This window comes from Streptomonospora sp. PA3 (assembly GCF_009728995.1).
In the GTDB taxonomy this organism is placed as follows: Bacteria; Actinomycetota; Actinomycetes; order Streptosporangiales; family Streptosporangiaceae; genus Streptomonospora.
On sequence record NZ_VTZW01000016.1, the window covers coordinates 131,560 to 151,318 of the forward strand.

Annotated in this window: 15 protein-coding genes; 9 read left to right on the forward strand and 6 right to left on the reverse strand. The window is 73.0% G+C overall.

The annotated features are described in order from the left end of the window. Window positions 1–129: 129 nt before the first annotated feature. Complete coding sequence (locus FZ103_RS17100) at window positions 130–690, reverse strand: ATP-binding protein (RefSeq protein WP_156002497.1); 561 nt, start codon at window positions 688–690, stop codon at window positions 130–132. 486 nt (window positions 691–1,176) lie between these two features. On the opposite strand from FZ103_RS17100, the gene FZ103_RS17105 reads away from it, so the two are divergent. The 4 genes from FZ103_RS17105 (at window position 1,177) to xylA (ending at window position 6,009) form a co-directional block, all read left to right on the forward strand. After that, the gene (locus tag FZ103_RS17105) at window positions 1,177–1,413 is read left to right on the forward strand and encodes a DUF397 domain-containing protein (protein WP_156002498.1); all 237 of its coding nucleotides are present in this window, start codon (window positions 1,177–1,179) and stop codon (window positions 1,411–1,413) included. A gap of 748 nt (window positions 1,414–2,161) precedes the next feature. Further along, window positions 2,162–3,070, forward strand: coding sequence for a helix-turn-helix transcriptional regulator (locus tag FZ103_RS17110; RefSeq protein ID WP_156002499.1), 909 nt, complete (start codon window positions 2,162–2,164; stop codon window positions 3,068–3,070). A gap of 318 nt (window positions 3,071–3,388) precedes the next feature. Then, window positions 3,389–4,780, forward strand: coding sequence for a xylulokinase (gene xylB, locus FZ103_RS17115; protein WP_156002500.1), 1,392 nt, complete (start codon window positions 3,389–3,391; stop codon window positions 4,778–4,780). Window positions 4,781–4,851: 71 nt separating this feature from the next. Further along, on the forward strand, window positions 4,852–6,009 hold the full coding sequence (gene xylA, locus FZ103_RS17120) for a xylose isomerase (protein ID WP_156002501.1): 1,158 nt from the start codon (window positions 4,852–4,854) through the stop codon (window positions 6,007–6,009). Between the two features lie 94 nt (window positions 6,010–6,103). On the opposite strand, the gene FZ103_RS17125 is transcribed toward xylA, so the two are convergent. Both FZ103_RS17125 and FZ103_RS17130 read right to left on the reverse strand, forming a co-directional pair. Beyond that, a complete protein-coding gene (locus FZ103_RS17125; protein ID WP_156002502.1) occupies window positions 6,104–7,276 on the reverse strand; it encodes an NAD(P)/FAD-dependent oxidoreductase in 1,173 nt (390 codons plus the stop codon). After that, window positions 7,273–7,605: a bifunctional 3-phenylpropionate/cinnamic acid dioxygenase ferredoxin subunit gene (locus FZ103_RS17130; protein ID WP_156002503.1), complete on the reverse strand. Its 333-nt coding sequence runs from the start codon at window positions 7,603–7,605 to the stop codon at window positions 7,273–7,275. Before FZ103_RS17130 ends, FZ103_RS17125 begins: the two co-directional genes overlap by 4 nt. Before the next feature lie 362 nt (window positions 7,606–7,967). Between FZ103_RS17130 and FZ103_RS17135 the strand changes: the two genes are divergently transcribed. From FZ103_RS17135 to FZ103_RS17145, 3 genes are read left to right on the forward strand one after another with little or no spacing between them, the layout of a single operon-like run. After that, complete coding sequence (locus FZ103_RS17135) at window positions 7,968–10,463, forward strand: FAD-dependent oxidoreductase (protein ID WP_156002504.1); 2,496 nt, start codon at window positions 7,968–7,970, stop codon at window positions 10,461–10,463. A gap of 34 nt (window positions 10,464–10,497) precedes the next feature. Further along, entirely contained in the window at window positions 10,498–11,685 is a 1,188-nt protein-coding gene (gene solA, locus FZ103_RS17140; protein ID WP_156002505.1) for an N-methyl-L-tryptophan oxidase, read from the forward strand. Continuing rightward, window positions 11,682–12,830 carry an aromatic ring-hydroxylating dioxygenase subunit alpha gene (locus tag FZ103_RS17145; protein ID WP_156002506.1) on the forward strand — a complete coding sequence of 383 codons (1,149 nt, stop codon included), beginning with the start codon at window positions 11,682–11,684 and terminating at the stop codon, window positions 12,828–12,830. The genes solA and FZ103_RS17145 overlap by 4 nt, the downstream gene beginning before the upstream one ends. A 49-nt stretch (window positions 12,831–12,879) precedes the next feature. Here the strand turns inward: FZ103_RS17145 and FZ103_RS17150 are convergent, their stop codons facing one another. Together FZ103_RS17150 and FZ103_RS17155 are read right to left on the reverse strand one after the other, a co-directional pair. Then, on the reverse strand, window positions 12,880–13,815 hold the full coding sequence (locus FZ103_RS17150) for a fumarylacetoacetate hydrolase family protein (protein ID WP_186356439.1): 936 nt from the start codon (window positions 13,813–13,815) through the stop codon (window positions 12,880–12,882). A gap of 267 nt (window positions 13,816–14,082) precedes the next feature. Next, window positions 14,083–14,892, reverse strand: a complete 810-nt coding sequence (locus tag FZ103_RS17155; RefSeq protein ID WP_186356440.1) for an IclR family transcriptional regulator — start codon at window positions 14,890–14,892, stop codon at window positions 14,083–14,085. Window positions 14,893–15,122: 230 nt separating this feature from the next. Here FZ103_RS17155 and FZ103_RS17160 point away from each other — a divergent pair, with 230 nt between their 5' ends. Then, window positions 15,123–16,859, forward strand: a complete 1,737-nt coding sequence (locus FZ103_RS17160; RefSeq protein WP_156002509.1) for an IlvD/Edd family dehydratase — start codon at window positions 15,123–15,125, stop codon at window positions 16,857–16,859. 505 nt (window positions 16,860–17,364) lie between these two features. After that, complete coding sequence (locus FZ103_RS17165; protein WP_156002510.1) at window positions 17,365–18,135, forward strand: IclR family transcriptional regulator; 771 nt, start codon at window positions 17,365–17,367, stop codon at window positions 18,133–18,135. Between the two features lie 88 nt (window positions 18,136–18,223). Here FZ103_RS17165 and FZ103_RS17170 read toward each other — a convergent pair whose 3' ends face one another. Further along, complete coding sequence (locus FZ103_RS17170) at window positions 18,224–19,627, reverse strand: GntP family permease (protein ID WP_156002511.1); 1,404 nt, start codon at window positions 19,625–19,627, stop codon at window positions 18,224–18,226. Window positions 19,628–19,759: the final 132 nt, after the last annotated feature.

A 19,759-nucleotide genomic window follows, 5' to 3' on the forward strand; every position in this document is an offset into this window, starting at 1 on the left:
GAATGCGCCGGAGGCGCGCCCGCACGCGCCGTGTTGGCGGGAGCGGGCGGCAAAAGAAGCGGGCGCCGCCGCCGAGACCGGCGGCGGCGCCCTATCCGGAAGGGCGAGGGGTTGATCGGGTGGTGCCCCTCAGGGCGCGTCGGGAATGGAGAACGCCGCCCAGACCACCTTTCCCTGCCCGTCGAGGATGTTCCAGCCCCAGTCGGAGCTGTAGGAGTCGATGAGGCGCAGGCCGCGCCCGCCTTCGCCGAAGCCCTCGGGCTCGCCCATCACCGGCGCCACCAGGCTCGGGTCGAAGACCATGCAGGTGAGTTCCCCGTCGCCGCGGACCATCCCGAACTGGATCGACCACTCCGAGAGCATCGCGGTCTCCACCGGCGCGGCGTGCCGGCAGGCGTTGGTGACCAGCTCCGAGACGACCAGGCGCAAGTCGCAGGAGAGGCGCTCCAGCCCCCAGTCCTCCAGCACGCCGGCGGCGAAGTCGCGGGCCCTTTTGACCGACGCGGGGTGGAAGCCCAGCCCGCACACCGCGGTGATGGGCCGGATGAAGTGGTCCCCTACGGGCAGCGGCGCCAGGGACAGGCCTTGCCATCCCCCCGGCACGTCGCCGACACGGGCCGACGGAACTCGGCCGCTCCCGGACTCCAGGAAGAGGCCACCGGCTCTGAAGTGGGCAGAGTGCGCAGTCATCGCGCTCCTTGCGCTGTCGGGCTCGCACCGTACGGGTCCACTTGCATCCTTCTCGGTCGTCGCTTACAGACGTAAGCACGAATGCATGTGCAAAACGCAGTCTAGTGAGAAGAACGCCGCGTGTCCCCCCCGTAGTCCTTCGTTATGAAAACTTAAGCGAACCACACGAACGCCTGTACGTCCCACCCTGCGCATTCATCACGTCTGTGCAGCACACAGCATCGCACCTGACCGCTACAGCGAATGCCTCCGTTCAGCAGGGGAAGCGGAGACCCGAATCCGACTCGGTGGTTGCGGACGAAGGTCCCCATACGCGCATAGTGGAGCGAAACGCCCCATCATGGACTCTTTGCCGGTTATCGCCGCAGTTAACATGGTTTACTGACGCAAGCACCCCTGCAAGCACATATGCACGTGCATCATGTAGTCTGCGCGCGAGTCGCGGATGATCTTGGTATCGCGACAGGACCGAAAGAGAGAGCACAGATGCAGCAGACCTACAACGGCATCCCCGCCAGCAGTCTCAGGGGCGCCGTGTGGCGCAAGTCCGAGCTCAGCAACCCGAGCGGCAACTGCGTGGAGGTCGCCCGCCTTCCCGACGGCGCGATCGCGATGCGCAACTCGCGCCACCCCCACGGTCCCGCTCTGATCTACACGCCGGCGGAGATGACTGCCTTCGTCCGCGGAGCCAAGCAGGGCGAGTTCGATCACCTGCTCGACTGAGACGCCTGCGAGCGTAGGCGGCCCGGCGCGGGTGGCCCGCAGCGCGACCGGATCCGAGGATGGGACGGTCCGCGCTCCCAGAACCGCCCCCGCCCCACATTGACCCCCGTGACGCCTCCGGGGATGGCCGGGCCGGCCTGGACCCCTCCAGCGGACACCGCTCCCTCCGCCTCCCACTCTCGACGGCGACGCCCCGCAACCCCGCCTCCTCCCCGGCGAAGACGTCTGCGCCCCCTCCCGTCACTCCCCGCCGCCCCAACGGAGACGCTGCGCGCACCTGCCCGCCCGTCACCCGCCGCCGCCCCAACGGAGACGCTCCGCGCACCTGCCCGCCCGTCACCCGCCGCCGCCCCAACGGAGACGCTCCGCGTCACCTGTCTGTTTCTTCGCACTCCCGATGACCTTTCGCGCGCGCACGCGCGCGAGGGAGTGGCGAGCGCTTCCGGTGGTAACAGCGCAATCAGCGGCCCTCGCGCATATCTTCACGGAAATCCGTGGCTCTTTCGGCAATGGCATCGCAATTCAATGGATTCTGCGGCAACAGACCCCCATCGGCCCGGCAGGCCGCCGCTCCGGCGCATGCCGGCGGGCCGCCGAGATCATCACGGATCCGTCTTCGCCTGCTCACAGCGTGTGCACCTAACAGCGTTCGGTGACGATACCGAGCGTGCACGGCCTTCTGCGGCAATTGCCGTAAGGGCCGCTATTCTGATTCACTGGCTCGGTCAGCTGCTCTCGGAGGGGCAAAATGGAGATAGCGCGGCCGGATGAGGACACTCCTCCCGCGAATGTACTCGCCCAGTCCCGGGGCGGGCCCACTGTGTTGCGCATCCTGCTCGGGACCCAGTTGCGGCGGCTGCGCACGGCCAAGGGCATCAGCCGCGAGGACGCCGGCTACGAGATCCGCGCGTCGCACGCCAAGATCAGCCGGCTGGAACTGGGTCAGGTCAGCTTCAAGGAGCGCGACGTCGCCGACCTGCTCTCCCTCTACGGCGTCGAGGACCCCGAGGAGCGGAGCACGTTGCTCTCCCTGGCGCGCCAGGCCAACAACCCCGGCTGGTGGCACAAGTACAGCGACGTCCTGCCCAGCTGGTTCGAGGTCTACGTCGGCCTGGAAGAGGCCGCCTCGATCATCCGCACTTATGAACTGCAGTTCGTGCCGGGCCTGCTGCAGGCCGAGGAGTACGCCCGCGCAGTGATCATGCTGGGGCACGGCAACGCCCCCGTCGACGAGATCGACCGCCGGGTGCATCTGCGCATGACCCGCCAGGAGCGCCTGACCGGCCCCAACGCCCCGCGGCTGTGGGCCGTGGTGGACGAGGCCGCACTGCGCCGACCGCTGGGCGGCACCCACGCCATGCGCGCGCAGCTGGAGCACCTCATCGAGATGGCCACGCTGCCCAACGTCACACTGCAGATCGTGCCTTTCGCGCGAGGCGGGCACGCCGCGGCGGGCGGCCCGTTCAGCATCCTGCGGTTCACCGGCGCCGACCTGCCCGACGTCGTCTACCTGGAGCAGCTGACCAGCTCGGTCTACTTCGACAAGCCCGAGGAGACCGACCACTATATGGCGGTCATGGACCGGCTCTGCCTGGAGGCCGCCCCGGCCTCGGAGACGCCCCGCTACCTGCGGCGCATCCTCGACGACCTCGGCTGACGCCGCCTTTCGGCGGAGGGATGCCGGGCGCCCCGCCCAGGGCAGGCCCTCCGCCGCTCGGCGCGCCCGGTGCCGCCCGCAGCGCGGCGGCGGCCGACACCGTCCTCGGGCTCGCGCCTCGTGGCGGCGACGCCCCACGGCCGCCTCGGCGCGGCCGGTCACCAGCGTCTTTCTTCTCATGACGGGATTGACTTCTAGTTAGTCCGGAGACCAAACTAATCCCACCGCGGTGTGCGCCGGTTCCCATGCCGACCCAGCGCGCAGACCCCTTCCCCCATCCCGATCACCCCAGATCACGACGCGCTTGGAGGTCCGACGATGCTGGTCGCGGGAGTGGACTCGTCCACCCAGGGCACCAAGATCATGGTGCGCGACGCGGAGACCGGACTGCTGGTGCGCAACGCCAAGGCGTCCCACCCCGACGGCACCGAGATCGACCCGCGGCACTGGTGGGACGCCCTGATGCAGGCCTGCGGCGACGGCCTGCTGGACGGTGTCGCCGCCATCGGCGTCGGCGCCCAGCAGCACGGCATGGTCGCCCTCGACGGCGCCGGAGAGGTCGTGCGCCCGGCCCTGCTGTGGAACGACACCCGATCCGCCGGCGCCGCCCAGGACCTCATCCGCGAACTCGGCGGCCCGGCCGAATGGGCGCAGGCGGTCGGCAGCGTCCCCGTGGCCAGCCTGACCGTCACCAAGCTGCGCTGGCTGGCCGAGCACGAGCCCGACAACGCCGCCCGGACCCAACAGGTCATGCTCCCCCACGACTGGCTGACCTGGCGGCTGCGCGGCGGTACCGACCCCGTCACCGACCGCGGCGACGCCTCGGGCACCGGCTACTTCGACACCGCGCAGGGCACCTACCGCCCCGACCTGCTGCGCATGGCGTTCGGCCGGGACCTGAGCGTGCCCCGCGTGGCCCGGCCCGCGGAGAACGCCGGTCCGGTGCAGGTGCCGGGCCTGCCCGAGATCGGCGCCGTCGCACCGGGTACCGGCGACAACATGGCCGCGGCCCTGGGACTGGAGGCCCGCCCCGGCGACGTCGTCGTGTCGCTGGGGACCTCGGGCACCGCCTTCGCGGTCTCCGACAAGCCCGTCGCCGACGCCTCCGGTCTGGTGACCGGGTTCGCCGACGCCACCGGCCGGTTCCTGCCGCTGGTGGCCACCCTGAACGCGGCCCGCGTCCTCGACGCCGGCGCGCGGATGCTCGGCGTCGACCTGGAGGAGTTCGGCCGCCTGGCCCTCTCGGCGCCCGCCGGTGCCGAAGGGCTGACGCTGCTGCCCTACCTCGACGGCGAGCGCACCCCCAACCTGCCCGACGCGACCGGCCGCCTCGACGGCATGACGCGGGCCAACCTCCACCCCGCCGCCATAGCCCGCGCGTTCGTCGAGGGCATGCTGTGCGGGCTGGCCGACGCCGTGGACGCGCTGACCGCCCAGGACGTGCCCGTCCACCGCGTGCTGCTGATCGGCGGCGCCGCCCGCTCGGCGGCGGTGCGCACGATCGCGCCCCAGATCCTGGGCCGGCCGGTCGTCGTGCCCCCACCGGGCGAATACGTCGCCGACGGCGCGGCGCGCCAGGCCGCCTGGGTGCTCGCGGGCACCCCCGAGCCGCCGGAGTGGTCCGGGCCCGGCAGCGCGGAGGTCTACGAGGCCGACCCCACTCCGGACGTGCGCGAGCGCTACGCCCGCGCGCGCTCCGCCGTCGCCTGACCGGCGCCGGCGAAGACCCGCTACGGGGACCGGATCCGCTCCCCGAGCCGATATTGAGCGAGGACTCGACAATGAACGACTACCAGCCCGTCCGCGAGGACAAGTTCACCTTCGGCCTGTGGACGGTGGGGTGGCGCGGCGTCAACACCTTCGGCGAGCCGGTGCGCCCGGTGCTGGACGCCGTCGACGCCGTCCGCCGCCTCTCCGACCTGGGTGCCTACGGGATCACCTTCCACGACGACGACCTCATCCCGCCCGGCAGCGGCGCCTCGGCCCGCGACCAGATCCTCAAGCGCTTCCGCGGCGCCCTGGAGGACACCGGTCTGGCGGTGCCGATGGTCACCACCAACCTGTTCGCCCACCCGGTGTTCCGCGACGGCGGGTTCACCTCCAACAGCCGCGACGTGCGCCGCTACGCCATCCGCAAGGTCATCCGCAACATCGACCTGGCGGCGGAGATGGGCGCGCAGACCTACGTGTGCTGGAACGGCCAGGACGGCGCCGAGTCCGAGGCCGGCAAGGACGACCGCGCCCAGCTCGATCGGCTGCGGGAGGCCATGAACATCCTCTGCGCCTACGTGCGCGAGCAGGGCTACGATATGCGGTTCGCGCTGGAGCCCAAGCCCAACGAGCCGCGCGGCGACGTTCTGCTGCCGACCGTGGGCCACGCGCTGGCGTTCATCAACGAGCTCGACCACCCCGAGATGGTGGGAGTCAACCCCGAGGTCGGCCACGAGCAGATGGCCGGGCTGAACTTCGCCCACGGCGTCGCCCAGGCGCTGTGGCACGGCAAGCTCTACCACATCGACCTCAACGGGCAGCGGGGCGTGAAGTTCGACCAGGACCTGCGCTTCGGCGCCGGCGACCTGAGGGAGGCGTTCTTCCTCGTCGACCTGCTGGAGAACGCCGGATACACCGGGTCGCGGCAGTTCGACTTCAAGCCGCCGCGGACCGAGGACATGGAGGGCGTGTGGGCCTCGGCCGCGGGCTGCATGCGCAACTACCTGATCCTGCGGGAGAAGTCCAAGGCGTTCCGCGCCGACCCCGAGGTGCAGGCGGCCCTGGAGGCCTCGCGCGTGGGTGAGCTGTCGGTGCCCACGCTCGCCCAGGGCGAGTCGCTCTCCGACCTGATGTCGGAGGAGCTGGACCTGGCTTCGGCGGGCGAGCGCGGCTACCACTTCGAACGCCTGGACCAGCTGGCGCTGGACCACCTGATGGGCGTGCGCTGACCGACACCGCTCCCCGACCCCCCGCCGCCGCCGGCCGGGTCTCCCCCTCCGGCCGGCGGCGGCCTCCCCTGCGTACGCAGCTCCGGGCGGCGGCTTACACCGGGGCCGCCGCCCGGCCAATCCCGCGGCGCAGCCGAGTGAACGTTCGCGGCCGGTTCACGGCCGCCGCGGCGGTCGGCTCGCCGCCGCGTTCGTAGACCGCCGCGAACGAGCGCTCGGCGAACGATCCCTCCACGATCCGCACCTCGTCGCCCGGCCGGACCTCTCCGGCGAACTGCAGGCGCATCCCGTACTGGTCGGACCAGAAATAGGGAGTGCGCCGGTACTCGCGGACGGTGCGCCCGGCGAGCAGGTTGGCGGCCGCCACAACCGGCTGCTCGGTCGCGCTGGTCCAGTGCTCGGCCCGCGCGCTCGCGCCGTCGGCTCCGCGCAGCCGCGCCACGTCGCCTACGGCGGCGACTCCTCCGGCGGCGGTGAGCAGGCCGGTGTCGCAGACGACGCCGTCGTCCAGCTCCAGGCCCGAGCCGCGCAGCCAGTCGGTGTTGGGCCGTGCTCCGATGCCCATGACCACCACGTCGGCCTGCACGACGGTGCCGTCGGCGAGTTCGACGCCGGTGACCCTTTCGCGCCCGCGCAGGCCGCGGACGGGGACGCCGCACAGCAGCCGTACGCCGTTGTCGGCGTGCAGTCCGGCGCATGCGCCGGCGACCTGCGGGCCCAGCACGGGCTCCAGCGGCGTGCCGAGGGCCTCGACGACGGTCGTCTCCAGACCCAGCGCCGAACAGGCCGAGGCGATCTCGGCGCCGATGAACGAGCCGCCGATGACGGCCACCGCCGGCGCGCCGGCGGTGAGGTCGGCACGCAGCGCGTCGGCGTCGGCCAGGCTGCGCAGGACGTGGACCCCGGCCATCCCGGCGCTGCCCGGAAGCCGCCTGGGCGCGGCGCCGGTGGCGGCCACGACCGCATCGGCGGCGACCTCGGTGCCGTCGGAGAGCGCGACGGCGCGCCGGGTCCGGTCGAGGCCGACGGCGCGCACGCCCAGCCGCCAGTCGATCTCCAGGCGTGCCTCGTCGTCGGCGTCGAGCAGGGCGATGTCGGCGGCCCCGACCTTGCCCAGCAGGTACTCCTTGGACAGCGGCGGGCGGTCGTAGGGCGGGCGGGCCTCGTCGCCGACGACGGTCAGGCGCCCCTCGAAGCCCTGGTCGCGCAGCGCGCGTGCGGTCTCCAGGCCGGCCAGGGACGCGCCGACCACCGCCACGGCCCTCATGCCGCGCCCTCGGCGACGCGTTCGGCGGCGGTGGCGTGGATGTAGACGCCGCCGTCGTCGGCCACCGTGACCGGGTAGGTGCGCACCGGGCGCTTGGCGGGCAGGCAGCTGGGTTCTCCGGTGCGCAGGTCGAAGGCCGACTCATGCAGCGGGCATTCGATGAAGCAGCCCTCCAGCCAGCCGTCGGAGAGCGATGCGTTCTGGTGGGTGCAGGTGTCGTCGACGGCGTAGATCTCGCCGTCGGCGTTGAACAGCGCGATGGGAACGTCGGCCATCACCCGCAGCGACTCCCCCTGGGGCAGGTCTTCCAGGTGGCAGGCATAGATCATGGCGAGCTCCTCCTCTCGGTGCGGACGAAGATGTGCTGTTCTGCTCTGCCGCGCCGGCGCGCGCAGGCCGAGGTGGCAAGCGATGGGATCCGCGGCGCAGGAACCCGCTGCAGACGACCCTGAAGATCAAATGTCCCCTAATGCGCAACGGAGCGCCTATCACGCAACAGTCTCGACCGCCCTCCCAGGCGCCGTCAAGGCCTCAGAAAATCCCTACTGATCAGCAACTTCCGCGAAATATTGATTAACGCTCGGGTGCTTGACGCGGGGGTCCCACCGGTTCCAGCCTGTTGAACATCACGCAGTTCGGTGCATGATGCGCAACCTGCTTTCGCCTGGTCGCCCGCCGCTAAGGGGAGCCCATGAGTACCGCCGCCGCTGCCGGACCACCGCCCCGCACCCGTTCCGCCCCGCACCCGCGCGTCGTCGTCATCGGCGCGGGAATCGTCGGCTGCGCCCTGGCCGACGAGCTCACCAGCCGGGGGTGGACCGATGTCACCGTCCTCGAACAGGGTCCGCTCTTCGCCACCGGCGGGTCCAGCTCGCACGCGCCGGGCCTGGTGTTCTCCACCAACCCGTCCAGGACCATGAGCGCCTTCGCCACCTACACCGTGGCCAAGTACTCGCGGCTGGAGCTGGACGGCCGGTGGTGCTTCCGCGCCGTGGGCGGGCTGGAGGTGGCCACCGCGCCCGAGCGCCTGCACGACCTCCGGCGCAAGCTGGGCCTGGCGCGCTCCTGGGGTATCCGCGCCGAGCTGGTGGGCCCCGAGGAGTGCGCGCGGATGTGGCCGATGCTGGACGCCGACCGGGTCCTGGGGGGTCTGCACACCCCCGACGACGGGCTGGCCAAGGCGGTGCGCGCAGGCGAGGCCCAGGCCCGCGCGGCCATGGCCCGCGGCGCGGTCTTCCTGGACCACCACACCGTCGTGGGCATCGACCGCGACGGCGGCCGCGTGCGGGGCGTGGTGACCGACCGCGGCACCTTCCCCGCCGACATCGCGGTCTCGGCCGCCGGGTTCTGGGGTCCGGCCATCGGGCGCATGGCCGGGGTCGAGGTCCCGCTGCTGCCGATGGCCCACCAGTACGCCTACACCGCTCCCGTCGAGGGCGTGGACAACCCGCCCGATCTGGAGGCCCGCCGCCCGCTACTGCGCCACCAGGACCGCGACCTCTACTTCCGCGAGCACGGCGACCGCATCGGGATCGGCTCCTACGCCCACCGCCCGATGCCGGTGCGCCTGGACGACATCGCCGAGCCGGGTGCCGAGGCGGCCGCACCGATGCCGTCGATGCTGGAGTTCACCGCCGCCGACTTCGAACCGAGCTGGCGCGACAGCGTCGAGCTGCTGCCGGAGCTGGCCGAGTCCAAGGTCGAGGAGGGCTTCAACGGCGTCTTCTCCTTCACGCCCGACGGCATGCCGCTGCTGGGCGAGTCGCGGCGGCTGCGCGGCTTCTGGCTGGCCGAGGCCGTCTGGGTCACCCACTCGGCGGGCGCGGCCAAGGCGGTGGCCGAGTGGATGACGCAGGGCCGCACCACCACCGACGTCCACGAGTGCGACGTGCACCGGTTCGAGGAGGCCCAGCTCTCGCCCGCCTACGTCGCCGACCGCGGCAGGCAGAGCTTCGTCGAGGTCTACGACGTCGTCCACCCGCAGCAGCCCATGGAGCACCCGCGCCCGCTGCGCACCGCCCCCTTCTACCAGCGCCAGCGCGAGCTGGAGGCGTTCTTCCTGGAGGGCGGCGGCTGGGAGCGGCCGCACTGGTACGGAGCCAACGCGCCCCTGGTGCGCCCCGAGGACGAGGCGGCGGTGGGCGACGCCTGGGCCGGCCGCTACCACTCGCCGATCGTCTGCGCCGAGGCCCGCGCCACCCGCGAGGGCGTCGCGCTGTACGACATGACGCCCCTGAAGCGCCTGGAGGTCAGCGGACCCGGCGCGCTGGAGTTCCTGCAGCGCATGACGACCAACCAGCTCGACCGCAAGCCCGGTTCGGTCGCCTACACGCTGCTGCTGGACCCCGGCGGCGGGGTGCGCAGCGACTTGACGGTGACCCGGCTGGACGAGGACTCCTTCCAGGTCGGGGTCAGCAGCAACCTGGACGTGGACTGGCTCACCGCCCACCTGCCCGGCGACGGCTCGGTCGTGCTGCGCGAGACGACACCGGGCACCTGCTGCATCGGCGTGTGGGGGCCGCTGGCCCGCGACCTGGTGCAACCGCTGAGCGGCGACGACCTCTCCCACGAGGGCTTCGGGTTCTTCAAGGCCCGGCGCGTCCACATCGGCCACGTGCCGGTGCTCGCGCTGCGGGTCTCCTACGTCGGCGAACTGGGCTGGGAGCTCTACACCGGTGCCGATCTGGGCCTGCGGCTGTGGGACACGCTGTGGGAGGCCGGCAGCGGCCTCGGCGCGGTCGCGGCCGGGCGCGGCGCCTTCAACAGCCTGCGGCTGGAGAAGGGCTACCGGCTGGCCGGCACCGACATGACCACCGAGCACGATCCCTACGAGGCCGGCCTGGGCTTCGCCGTGCGGCTGGACAAGGGCGACTTCGTCGGCCGGGACGCCGCCGCGGCCGCCGCCGAGCGCGAGCCGCGGCGCCGGCTGAGCTGCCTGACCCTGGACGATCCGGCCCACGCCGTCATGGGCCGCGAGCCCGTACTGGTCGGCGGGGTACCGGCCGGCTACGTCACCAGCGCCGCCTACAGCACCACGCTCGGCCGCACGATCGCCTACGCCTGGCTGCCCGCCGAGGCCGCCCGCCCCGGCACCGCGGTGCGGGTGGAGTACTTCGGCGAAGCGCTGGCCGCCACCGTGGCGACCGAGCCCCTGGTCGACCCCGAAATGGCCCGCATCCGCCGCTGAGGCCGTGTTCCGCCGCCCCGAGGAGGCACCGACCATGGACCGCTCCTACGACGCCGCCGTCATCGGACTCGGCGCGATGGGCAGCGCCGCCGCCTACCACCTGGCCGCGCGCGGGCAGCGCGTGCTCGGCCTGGAGCGCTTCGGCCCCGCCCACGACCGGGGATCCAGCCACGGCGGGTCCCGCATCATCCGCCAGGCCTACTTCGAGCACCCCGACTACGTCCCGCTGCTGCTGCGCGCCTACGAACTGTGGGAAGCGCTGGAGCACGACTCCGGCGCGGACCTGCTGACGTGCACCGGCGCACTGATGATCGGCCGGCCCGAGTCCCGCACCGTCGCCGGCAGCCGGGCCTCGGCCCGGCGGTGGGGGCTGCCGCACGAGATGCTGGACGCCGCGGAGATCCGCCGGCGCTACCCCACTCTGGCGCCGCGCCCCGACGAGGTCGCCCTGTACGAGGCGCGCGGCGGGTTCGTCCGGCCCGAGGCGGCGGTGGCCGCGCACATCGGCCTGGCCGAGCGCGCAGGGGCCGACCTGCGCTTCGGCGAACCCGCCGAGACCTGGACCGCGCTTCCCGGCGGCGACGGGGTGCGCATCACCACCGCCGACGGCGCCTACACCGCCGGCCGGCTGGTGGTGTGCCCGGGTGCCTGGGCTCCGCGGCTGCTGGCCGACCTGGGCGTGGCCTTCACCGTCGAGCGCCAGGTGCAGTACTGGTTCGCGCCGCGCGGCGGTACCGCGCCCTTCGCGCCCGAGCGCCACCCGGTCTATGTCTGGGAGGACCCGCCCGGCGTGCAGATCTACGGCTTCCCCGCCTACGAGGGGCCCGAGGGCGGGGTCAAGACCGCGTTCTTCCGGCGCGGCCGCCCCTGCACGCCCGAGACCCTGGACCGCGCGATCCACCCCGAGGAGATCGCGGCCATCACCGCCCACCTGGAGCAGCGCGTGCCCGATCTGCCCGGCCGGTTCCTGCGCGGCGCCGCCTGCATGTACACCACCACCGCCGACGAGCATTTCGTGGTCGCCGTCCACCCCGAGCACCCCCAGGTGACCGTGGCCTGCGGATTCTCCGGGCACGGCTTCAAGTTCACCCCGGTGATCGGGGAGATCGCCGCCGACCTGGCGATGACGGGGACGACCGCGCATCCCATCGGCCTGTTCGACCCGCGGCCGCGGCGGGCCGCGGCCGAGCGCCCCGCGGCCCGGCAGGAGGTGCCCCGATGACCGCGACCGATCCGAGCACCGCCGCTGCCGCGCCCGCCGAACTGCTGGCCACCCTGCCCGGCCGCTACTACACCGATCCCGCGGTGTTCGCCCGGGAGCAGGAGCGCATCTTCGAGGCCCGGTGGTTCTGCGCGGTGCGCAGCGCCGACCTGGCCCGGCCGGGCGCCTTCCGCACGGCCGCGGTGGGCAGGGAGAGCGTGCTCGTCTGCCGCAACCGCTCCGGCGAGGTGCGGGCGTTCCTCAACGTGTGCCGGCACCGCGGCGCGCGGCTGTGCACGGCCGAGTCCGGCGAGGTGCGGCGCTCGCTGCAGTGCCCCTACCACGCCTGGACCTACGACCTGGACGGGCGCCTGGCCGCCGCGCCCAACATGGCCGACATGCCCGGCGTCGACCGCCGGGAGCGCGGCCTGATCGGGGTGCACGTCGCCGAGTGGCTGGGCTATGTGTGGGTGTGCCTGGCCGACGATCCGCCGTCGTTCGAGGAGACGGTGCGGCAGGCGGTGGCGGCCCGCCTCGGCGACGAGCACGCCGTGGAGCGCTACGGCGTCGCAGAGCTGGCCCTGGGCAGGCGCGTCTCCTACGACGTGGCCGCCAACTGGAAGCTGGTCATCGAGAACTTCATGGAGTGCTACCACTGCGGCACCATCCACCCCGAGCTGACCGACGTGCTCCCGGAGTTCGCCGAGGGGTACGCGGCCCAGTACTACGTGGGCCACGGCGCGGAGTTCGGCGAAGGCGTCGCCGGGTTCACCGTCGACGGCGGCGCCGGGTTCGGCCGCCTCGACGGGCTCGCCGAGGAGCAGGACCGGCGCTACTACGCCGTCACGGTGCCGCCGCAGGTGTTCGTGAACCTGGTGCCCGACCACGTGATCGTGCACCGGATGTTCCCGCTGGCGCCCGACCGCACCCTGATCGAATGCGACTGGCTCTACAGCCCCGACGTGGTGTACTCGGGCGTCGACCTGTCGCGCTCGGTGGAGCTGTTCGACCGCGTCAACCGCCAGGACTTCGCCGCCTGCGAGCGCTGCCAGCCGGCGATGTCCTCGCGCGCCTACCGGGACGGGGGCGTACTGGTGCCCGTCGAGCACCACATCGCCGCGTTCCACACCTGGGTCGGCGAGCTGCTGGGCGAGGCGGTGCCCTGAGCGGCGGAAGCGGGGGCGGGGCGGCGGCCCGGCAGAAGACCGCCGCCCCTTACTCCGGCGCCGGAACGCCGGGGTGGCGCAGGGCCGGGCGGGTGCGGGAGTCGACCAGCCAGTCCAGGGCGCGCTGTCCGCGCACCACCGTGTTGCGCAGGGCGCCGACGCCGGTGATCGCGATGTCCACGACGTCGCCCTCCTGCAGCGTGAAGTCCATCCCGGGCACGATCCCGGTCCCGGTGGCCAGCACGGCGCCGTCGGGGAAGGGGTAGCAGTCGAACAGCCAGGACACCAGTTCCTCGGGCTTGCGCCGCAGAGCGGCCAGGGCGACTTCGCCCGAGAACGCCTCGTCGCCGCCGCGCAGCACGCTCATCCGCACGTGGCCGGCGCTCAGGTCGCCCGCCTCCCAGGCGGGGACGATGAAGGCGCTCAGCGCGCAGCCGCCCGCGTAGATCTTGGCCTGGGGGAGGTAGAGGGCGTTCTCGCCCTCGATGGAGCGGGAGCTGACGTCGTCGCAGATCCCGTATCCCACGATTTCGCCGTGGGCGTTGGCGTAGAGGGCGAGCTCGGGTTCGGGCACGTCCAGGCTGGAGTCGGCGCGGATGCCGATCGGCTCGCCGTCGGTGACCACCCGCCAGGCCACCGACTTGAAGAACAGCTCGGGGCGGACGGCGCCGTAGACGCGGTCGTAGAGGTCGGCGCTGTCGCTCTCCTCGCCGCGGGCCTGGCGGGAGCGCTCGTAGGTCACGCCGCCGGCCCACACCTCCGTGCCGCCGTCGATCGGGGGCAGCGGGGTCGTCTCGTCCAGCCGTGCGGCGGGCCGCTGCTCCGCGGCGGCCGCGGCCAGCTCCCGGATCTCGCTCAGCGGCCGGCGCAGCAGGTCGGCCATGTCGCGCACCCCCGGGAGCGGACGCACCGCGCCCTCCTCTTCGTCGCCGAGCCCCACGCGCACGCGTCCCTCGGCGTCGGCGAAACGGAGAATCCCGCCCACTGTTCGCATCCTTCCCTCGCGCTTCGTTCAACATGTAGAACGACGAACTCTATGTTGAACGTAGCATCGAACAGGCCCCCGCGTACATCGCCGCGGGGCAGGGATTTGACCTGCGCCACAGTCGCGGCTTAACGTCCCTTTCATCATGCTGACTATCGTTCCACGGACTGAACGCAGGAGGCCGGGGCGCTGCCGGGCCCGGTCCCGGCGCGGACCGCGCCGGTGACGGAGCCCGTCGCGCGCAGCAGGCGGCGGACCGGTGCCGCGCTAGCGGATCTCGGGCGCACCCAGCCGGGCGCCGAGGTCGCGGGCGAGGTCGCGCAGCCGCTGCGCGCGCTCTCGGCGCCGGTCGGCCGCGGCGCCGGTGGCCGGCCCGGTGAAGCTGACGGCCGCCGCCTGCCCGCGGGCGGCGGTGCCGGGGACCGTCGCCGCCAGGCACAGCAGGCCCTCCAGCGTCTCCTCCGCGTCCAGGGCGTAGCCGCGCTCGCGGACGGCGGCGAGGTCCCGCCGCAGTTCCGCGGGCTCGGTGATGGAGTTGGCGGTCAGGCGGGGCAGCGGACCCGACGCCTCCAGTCGCAGGGCCAGCTCCTGCGGCGGCAGCTCGGCCAGCATGGCCTTGCCCGTGGCGGTGGTCGTGGCGGGCAGCGGGCGGCCGATCTGCGAGGCCAGCACCACCGGGTGCCGGCCGTCGCGCCGGGCGAGGTAGACGACCTCCAGGCCGCTCTCGCCCAGGACCGCCAACTGCACCGTCTCCTCCCGGGAGCCGCCGTGCTCGCGGCAGACGTCGTGGAACTCGCGGACGATGTCGACGCCGGCCAGATAGGCCTCGGCGTAGCCGACGAGGCGGCGGCCCAGCCCGAACCCCTCGGGCGTGCGGCGCAGCATCCCCGCCTCCACCAGCGCGTTGCAGATGTTGGAGACCGAGGACTTGGCCAGACCCAGGTCGCGGGCCAGCTCCGCCAGCGAGGCCGCCTGGCCGCGCCGCTCGGCGAGCAGGTCGAGGATGGCCGCCGCCCGCGTCACCGCCGGCGCCAGCGAGCGGTCGCGCCGCTCCGCCGTCCCGTTCTCCACCCGCACACCGGCCTCCCGGATCCGTCCGCTCGCCGGGGCGGCACCCGCCGTTCCACCACCCCGCTCCGGATTCAACATACTGAACGGCACGCCCGGGCGCACACCGCGCCGCCGCACAGCGCGCCCCGCTGCGCGCTCCCCCGCCAGGCGGCCGCGCCCGGCCGCGGGCGCCCCCGTCCACCGGTCCCCCCGCCGGTCTCCCCCGTCCGCCACGACACCGCAGAGGAGTGCCAGCAATGACCAGCACCGAGGAGAACGGATCGGCCCGACGCAGCACGCACTGGTTCGGTGCGCGCGGCCGGTCGGGGATGCTCTACCGGTCCTGGATGCGCAACCAGGGATTCAGCGACGAGGTCTTCGACGGCCGCCCGGTCATCGGGATCGCCGTCTCCGGATCGGAGCTGGCGCCCTGCAACGCCCACCTGACCCGCATCGCCGAGTCGGTCAAACGCGGCGTGTGGCAGGCCGGCGGCTTCCCGCTGGAGTTCCCCGTCATGGCCCTCGGCGAGACCGTGCTGCGGCCCACCGCCATGCTCTACCGCAACCTGCTGGCCATGGAGGCCGAGGAGCTGATGCGCGCCAACCCCCTGGACGGGGTCGTGCTGCTCTCCGGCTGCGACAAGACCACCCCCGGCCTGCTGATGGCCGCGGCCAGCACCGACCTGCCCGCGCTGATGATCACCGGCGGGCCGATGCTCAACGGCAAGTTCCGCGGCGAGGACATCGGCTCGGGCACCCACGTGTGGAAGTTCGAGGAGGAGGTGCGGGCCGGGCGCATGACCGAGGCGGACTGCGCCTTCGCCGAGTCGTGCATGTCGCGCTCCAACGGCCACTGCATGACGATGGGCACCGCCTCCACCATGGCCTGCATGGCCGAAGCGCTGGGCATGCAGCCGCCCTACGCCGCCACCTGGCCGGCGGTGGACGCCCGCCGCTACGCGGCCGCCCAGCGCTCGGGGCGGCGCATCGTGGAGATGGTCGAGCAGGACGTGCGGCCCTCCTCGATCATGACCCGCGAGGCGTTCGAGAACGCGATCCGCGTCAACGCCGCCATCGGCGGGTCCACCAACGCCGTGATCCACCTGCTGGCGATCGCCGGGCGGCTGGGCGTGGAGCTGAGCCTGGACGACTTCGACACGCTTGCGCGGGATGTGCCCACGCTGCTGGACCTGATGCCCAGCGGCCGGTTCCTGATGGAGGACTTCTGCTATGCGGGCGGCCTGCCCGCCGTGGTCGCCGAGCTGGGCGACCTGCTGCACACCGACGCGCCCACGGTCACCGGCGAGCCCATCGGCGCGGCCGCGCGCACGGCCGAGTGCCACGACCGCGAGGTCATCCGCTCCATCGACGACCCCTTCCAGCCGGCGGGGACCGGCACCGCGGTGCTGCGCGGCAACCTCGCCCCCTCCGGCGCGGTGGTCAAGCAGTCGGCGGCCAGCCCGCACCTGCTCGTACACCGCGGGCGGGCGCGGGTCTTCGAGTCGCCCGAGGAGTACTACGCGGTGGCCGAGGACCCCGACCTCGACGTCGACGCCGACACCGTGCTGGTGCTGCGCAACTGCGGCCCGGCCGGCTACCCGGGCATGCCCGAGGTCAGCAACGTCGCCCTGCCGTCCAAGCTGCTGGCCCAGGGGGTGAGCGACATGGTGCGCATCTGCGACGGGCGCATGTCGGGCACCGCCTACGGCACCGTGGTGCTGCACACCGCGCCCGAGGCCGCCGTCGGCGGGCCGCTGGCGCTGGTGCGCGACGGCGACGAGATCAGCCTCGACGTCCCGGCGCGCTCGCTGACGCTGCACGTCGACGACGCCGAACTGGAGCGCCGACGCGCGGAGTGGACACCGCCGCGGCCGCACTCCGACCGCGGGTGGGTCCGGCTCTACTGCGAGCGCGTGCTGCAGGCAGACCGCGGCGCCGACCTGGACTTCCTCGTCGGATCCAGCGGCCACGAGGTCCCGCGCGAGTCGCACTAGGTCGTGTTCGAAAGGCGGGGGGTCGCCCGCTTTCCAGGAACCCACCGAGTACCACCTGGGGCGGCCACCCACGGGGTTGCGGCAATGGGCGCGGACCGCGTAGCGCGCTCGCAGCTTGCCGCCGAGCGCACGCTGAACGTGTCAGGTGGAGCCGCCACCGGTGGCGGGCCTCCGAAACAAAGGTGCACCGCCGCTCGGCGGCAAGCCGGCTCTGAATGAGTACGTGGCGCGAAGCGCCTCCGTTGGGGCGGTGGCGGGTGACGGGCGGGATTCGCGCATCACAGCCCCATTGCCGCAACCGCTGTGGTGACCGGCTTTTTGAACACGACGTAGCCCCGGGCGGGTCGCCGGCGGAGCCGCGGGCTCCCGGGCCTTCCCGGTCGGCGTGTGCGCGGTGGCTGACGACGCCGCGTACCCCCGGCGTGCGGGACCGCGCTCGCGCCCGCGCGGCCACCGGCCGGTAGCCTTGGGCACGTTCCGAGTGCTCAGGGAGGACCCCACGCCCATGGCCCGCCGCACACCCGCCCTCCTGCGCGCCCTGGACATCCTGGAACTGTTCACCGACGGGCGGGAATCGGTCAGCGCGCCGGAGGTCGTCGAGGAGCTGGACCTGCCCCGCACCACGGTGCACGAGCTCCTGCACACCCTCGTCGACCGGCAGTACCTCAGCGCCCACCCCGAGATCCCCGGCCGCTACCGGCTCGGACTGCAGTTGTTCCGGCTGGGCAGCGCCTACGCCGAGGGCCTGGACACCGCGCGCACCGGCCAGCAGATCGCCCGCGAGCTGGTGGCGGCCTGCAACGAGACCTCGCATGTGGCGGTCCTCGACGACGTCTCCATCGTCTACATCGCCAAGGTCGACAGCTCGCATGCGGTGCGCATGGTCTCCACGCTGGGCGGGCGCATCCCGGCCCACTGCACCGCGCTGGGCAAGGTGCTGCTTTCGGCGCTGCCCGAGCACGAGCTGCGCGCGCGGTTCGCGCGGACGCCGCCCGAGCCGATGACGCCGCGCAGCATCACCGACCTGCCCGCGCTGCTGGAGGAGCTGGCGCGGGTGCGGGAGGCGGGCACGGCGGTGGAGATCTGCGAGTCCAACCCCGACGTGTGCTGCGTGGCGGCGCCCGTACGCGACCGCACCGATCAGGTGGTGGCGGCGGTGAGCGTCTCGGTGCCGCTGCACCGCTGGTCCGACGAGCGCCGCACGGAGCTGGAGGAGCTGGTGGCCGAAGGCGCGCGCCGCTTCTCGGCGGCCCTGGGCGGACGCGCCCGCACCTGAGCCCCGACACGCCGCGGGGCTCCCGCGCGCCCCTGTGCGCGAGAGCCCCGGTCGGCGCCGGTGAGCGGACCGGCGGGCGTCCCCGGCGTCAGAACACCAGTGCCGACCCGGCGTAGAGCAGGCACACCAGCGCGAAGGCCATCACGCCCACGGCGGTGGCCTGGACCGTCCAGGTGCGCAGGGTGGTCTTGGTGTCCATCTCCAAAAAGCCGCGCACCAGCCAGAAGCCGGAGTCGTTGACGTGGGAGAGCACGATCCCGCCGGCGCACATGGCCAGCACGATCAGCGCCAGCTCGAACTGGTTGTGCCCTCCGGCCGCCTCCACGGCCGGGGCCAGCAGGCCGGCCGCGGTCGTCGTCGCCACCGTGGCCGACCCCTGGGCGACACGCATCACCACGGCGATCAGGAACGCGGCGACGAGCAGCGGCAGCCCCATCGCGTCCAGCCCGTCGGCCAGCGCGTCGCCGATCTTGCTCTCGGCCATGACGGTGCCGAACATGCCGCCGGCGCCGGTGAGCAGGATGATCGTGCAGACGGGCGCCAGCGCCCGGTCGATGAGGCGCTCCAGCGACGCCCCGTCGTTGCGGCGCCGCCAGCCCAGCAGGTACAGCGCGGCCAGGACGGTGATCAGCAGCGCCGCCGGGGTCTCGCCGAGGGCCTGCAGCGACTGAACCCACAGCGCCTTCTTTGCGACGGCTCCCGCCGCGGCGAGGGTCTCCAGTCCGGTGTTGACGAAGATCAGCACGACCGGGAGCAGCAGCAGGAACAGCAGCACCGGCATGCGGGGCGGCGCGGGGCGGTCCTCGGCGGCGTCCTCGTCGGCGCCGGGAGCACCCAGCAGCGCGGGGACGGGCACGAAGTGGCGGGCGCCCAGCCATCGGCCGAGCAGGTAGCCGCTGACATACCAGGACGGCAGCGCCACCAGCAGGCCGGTGAGCACCACGACGCCCATGTCCGCGCCGACCAGTTGGGTGGCGGCCACGGGGCCTGGGTGCGGCGGCAGCAGCGCGTGCATGGCCAGGAACGCGCCGGTGGCGGGCAGGGCCGCCAGCAGGACCGAACCGCCCATGCGCCGGGCGACCGAGAAGATGATCGGCAGCATCACCACGAAGGCGGCGTCCAGGAAGATCGGGAAGCCGAAGAGCAGCGACGCGACGCTCAGCGCCAGCGGCGCCCGCCGCTCGCCGAAGAGGCGGGTGAGGCCGTCGCAGAGCACCTGCGCGCCGCCGGAGACCTCGATGAGCCGGCCGAGGATCGCGCCGAATCCGATCAGCAGCACGACTTCGCCGAGTGTGGAGCCCAGGCCGCCGATGAGCAGCGGTACGAGTTCGCCGGGAGGGGTTCCGGTGGCCAGCGCGGTCGCGGCGCTGACGAGGATCAGCGCGAGGACGGCGTGCAGGCGCACCCTGATGATCAAAAAGAGCAGGGTGGCGATGGAGAGCACGGCGATGGCCAGCAGCCACGCCATGGGGAGGTTCGCAGTGTCTGCCATGGATGGGGACCTGTTCGAGGGCTGGTGACAGGGAGGCGGCGCGCCGCGGGGCCGGGGCGGCCGCGGGGGTCCGGGGGCACGGGGGCACCGCCGGTCGCGGGAGGCGTCTCCAGGACGCCCCGTTCGATATTT

What these genes read in the sequence shown, in the direction of transcription:
- FZ103_RS17100 (WP_156002497.1), bottom strand. Translation starts at nt 690, where the DNA reads ATGACTGCGCACTCTGCCCACTTCAGAGCCGGTGGCCTCTTCCTGGAG.
- FZ103_RS17105 (WP_156002498.1), top strand. Translation starts at nt 1,177, where the DNA reads ATGCAGCAGACCTACAACGGCATCCCCGCCAGCAGTCTCAGGGGCGCC.
- FZ103_RS17110 (WP_156002499.1), top strand. Translation starts at nt 2,162, where the DNA reads ATGGAGATAGCGCGGCCGGATGAGGACACTCCTCCCGCGAATGTACTC.
- xylB (WP_156002500.1), top strand. Translation starts at nt 3,389, where the DNA reads ATGCTGGTCGCGGGAGTGGACTCGTCCACCCAGGGCACCAAGATCATG.
- xylA (WP_156002501.1), top strand. Translation starts at nt 4,852, where the DNA reads ATGAACGACTACCAGCCCGTCCGCGAGGACAAGTTCACCTTCGGCCTG.
- FZ103_RS17125 (WP_156002502.1), bottom strand. Translation starts at nt 7,276, where the DNA reads ATGAGGGCCGTGGCGGTGGTCGGCGCGTCCCTGGCCGGCCTGGAGACC.
- FZ103_RS17130 (WP_156002503.1), bottom strand. Translation starts at nt 7,605, where the DNA reads ATGATCTATGCCTGCCACCTGGAAGACCTGCCCCAGGGGGAGTCGCTG.
- FZ103_RS17135 (WP_156002504.1), top strand. Translation starts at nt 7,968, where the DNA reads ATGAGTACCGCCGCCGCTGCCGGACCACCGCCCCGCACCCGTTCCGCC.
- solA (WP_156002505.1), top strand. Translation starts at nt 10,498, where the DNA reads ATGGACCGCTCCTACGACGCCGCCGTCATCGGACTCGGCGCGATGGGC.
- FZ103_RS17145 (WP_156002506.1), top strand. Translation starts at nt 11,682, where the DNA reads ATGACCGCGACCGATCCGAGCACCGCCGCTGCCGCGCCCGCCGAACTG.
- FZ103_RS17160 (WP_156002509.1), top strand. Translation starts at nt 15,123, where the DNA reads ATGACCAGCACCGAGGAGAACGGATCGGCCCGACGCAGCACGCACTGG.
- FZ103_RS17165 (WP_156002510.1), top strand. Translation starts at nt 17,365, where the DNA reads ATGGCCCGCCGCACACCCGCCCTCCTGCGCGCCCTGGACATCCTGGAA.
- FZ103_RS17170 (WP_156002511.1), bottom strand. Translation starts at nt 19,627, where the DNA reads ATGGCAGACACTGCGAACCTCCCCATGGCGTGGCTGCTGGCCATCGCC.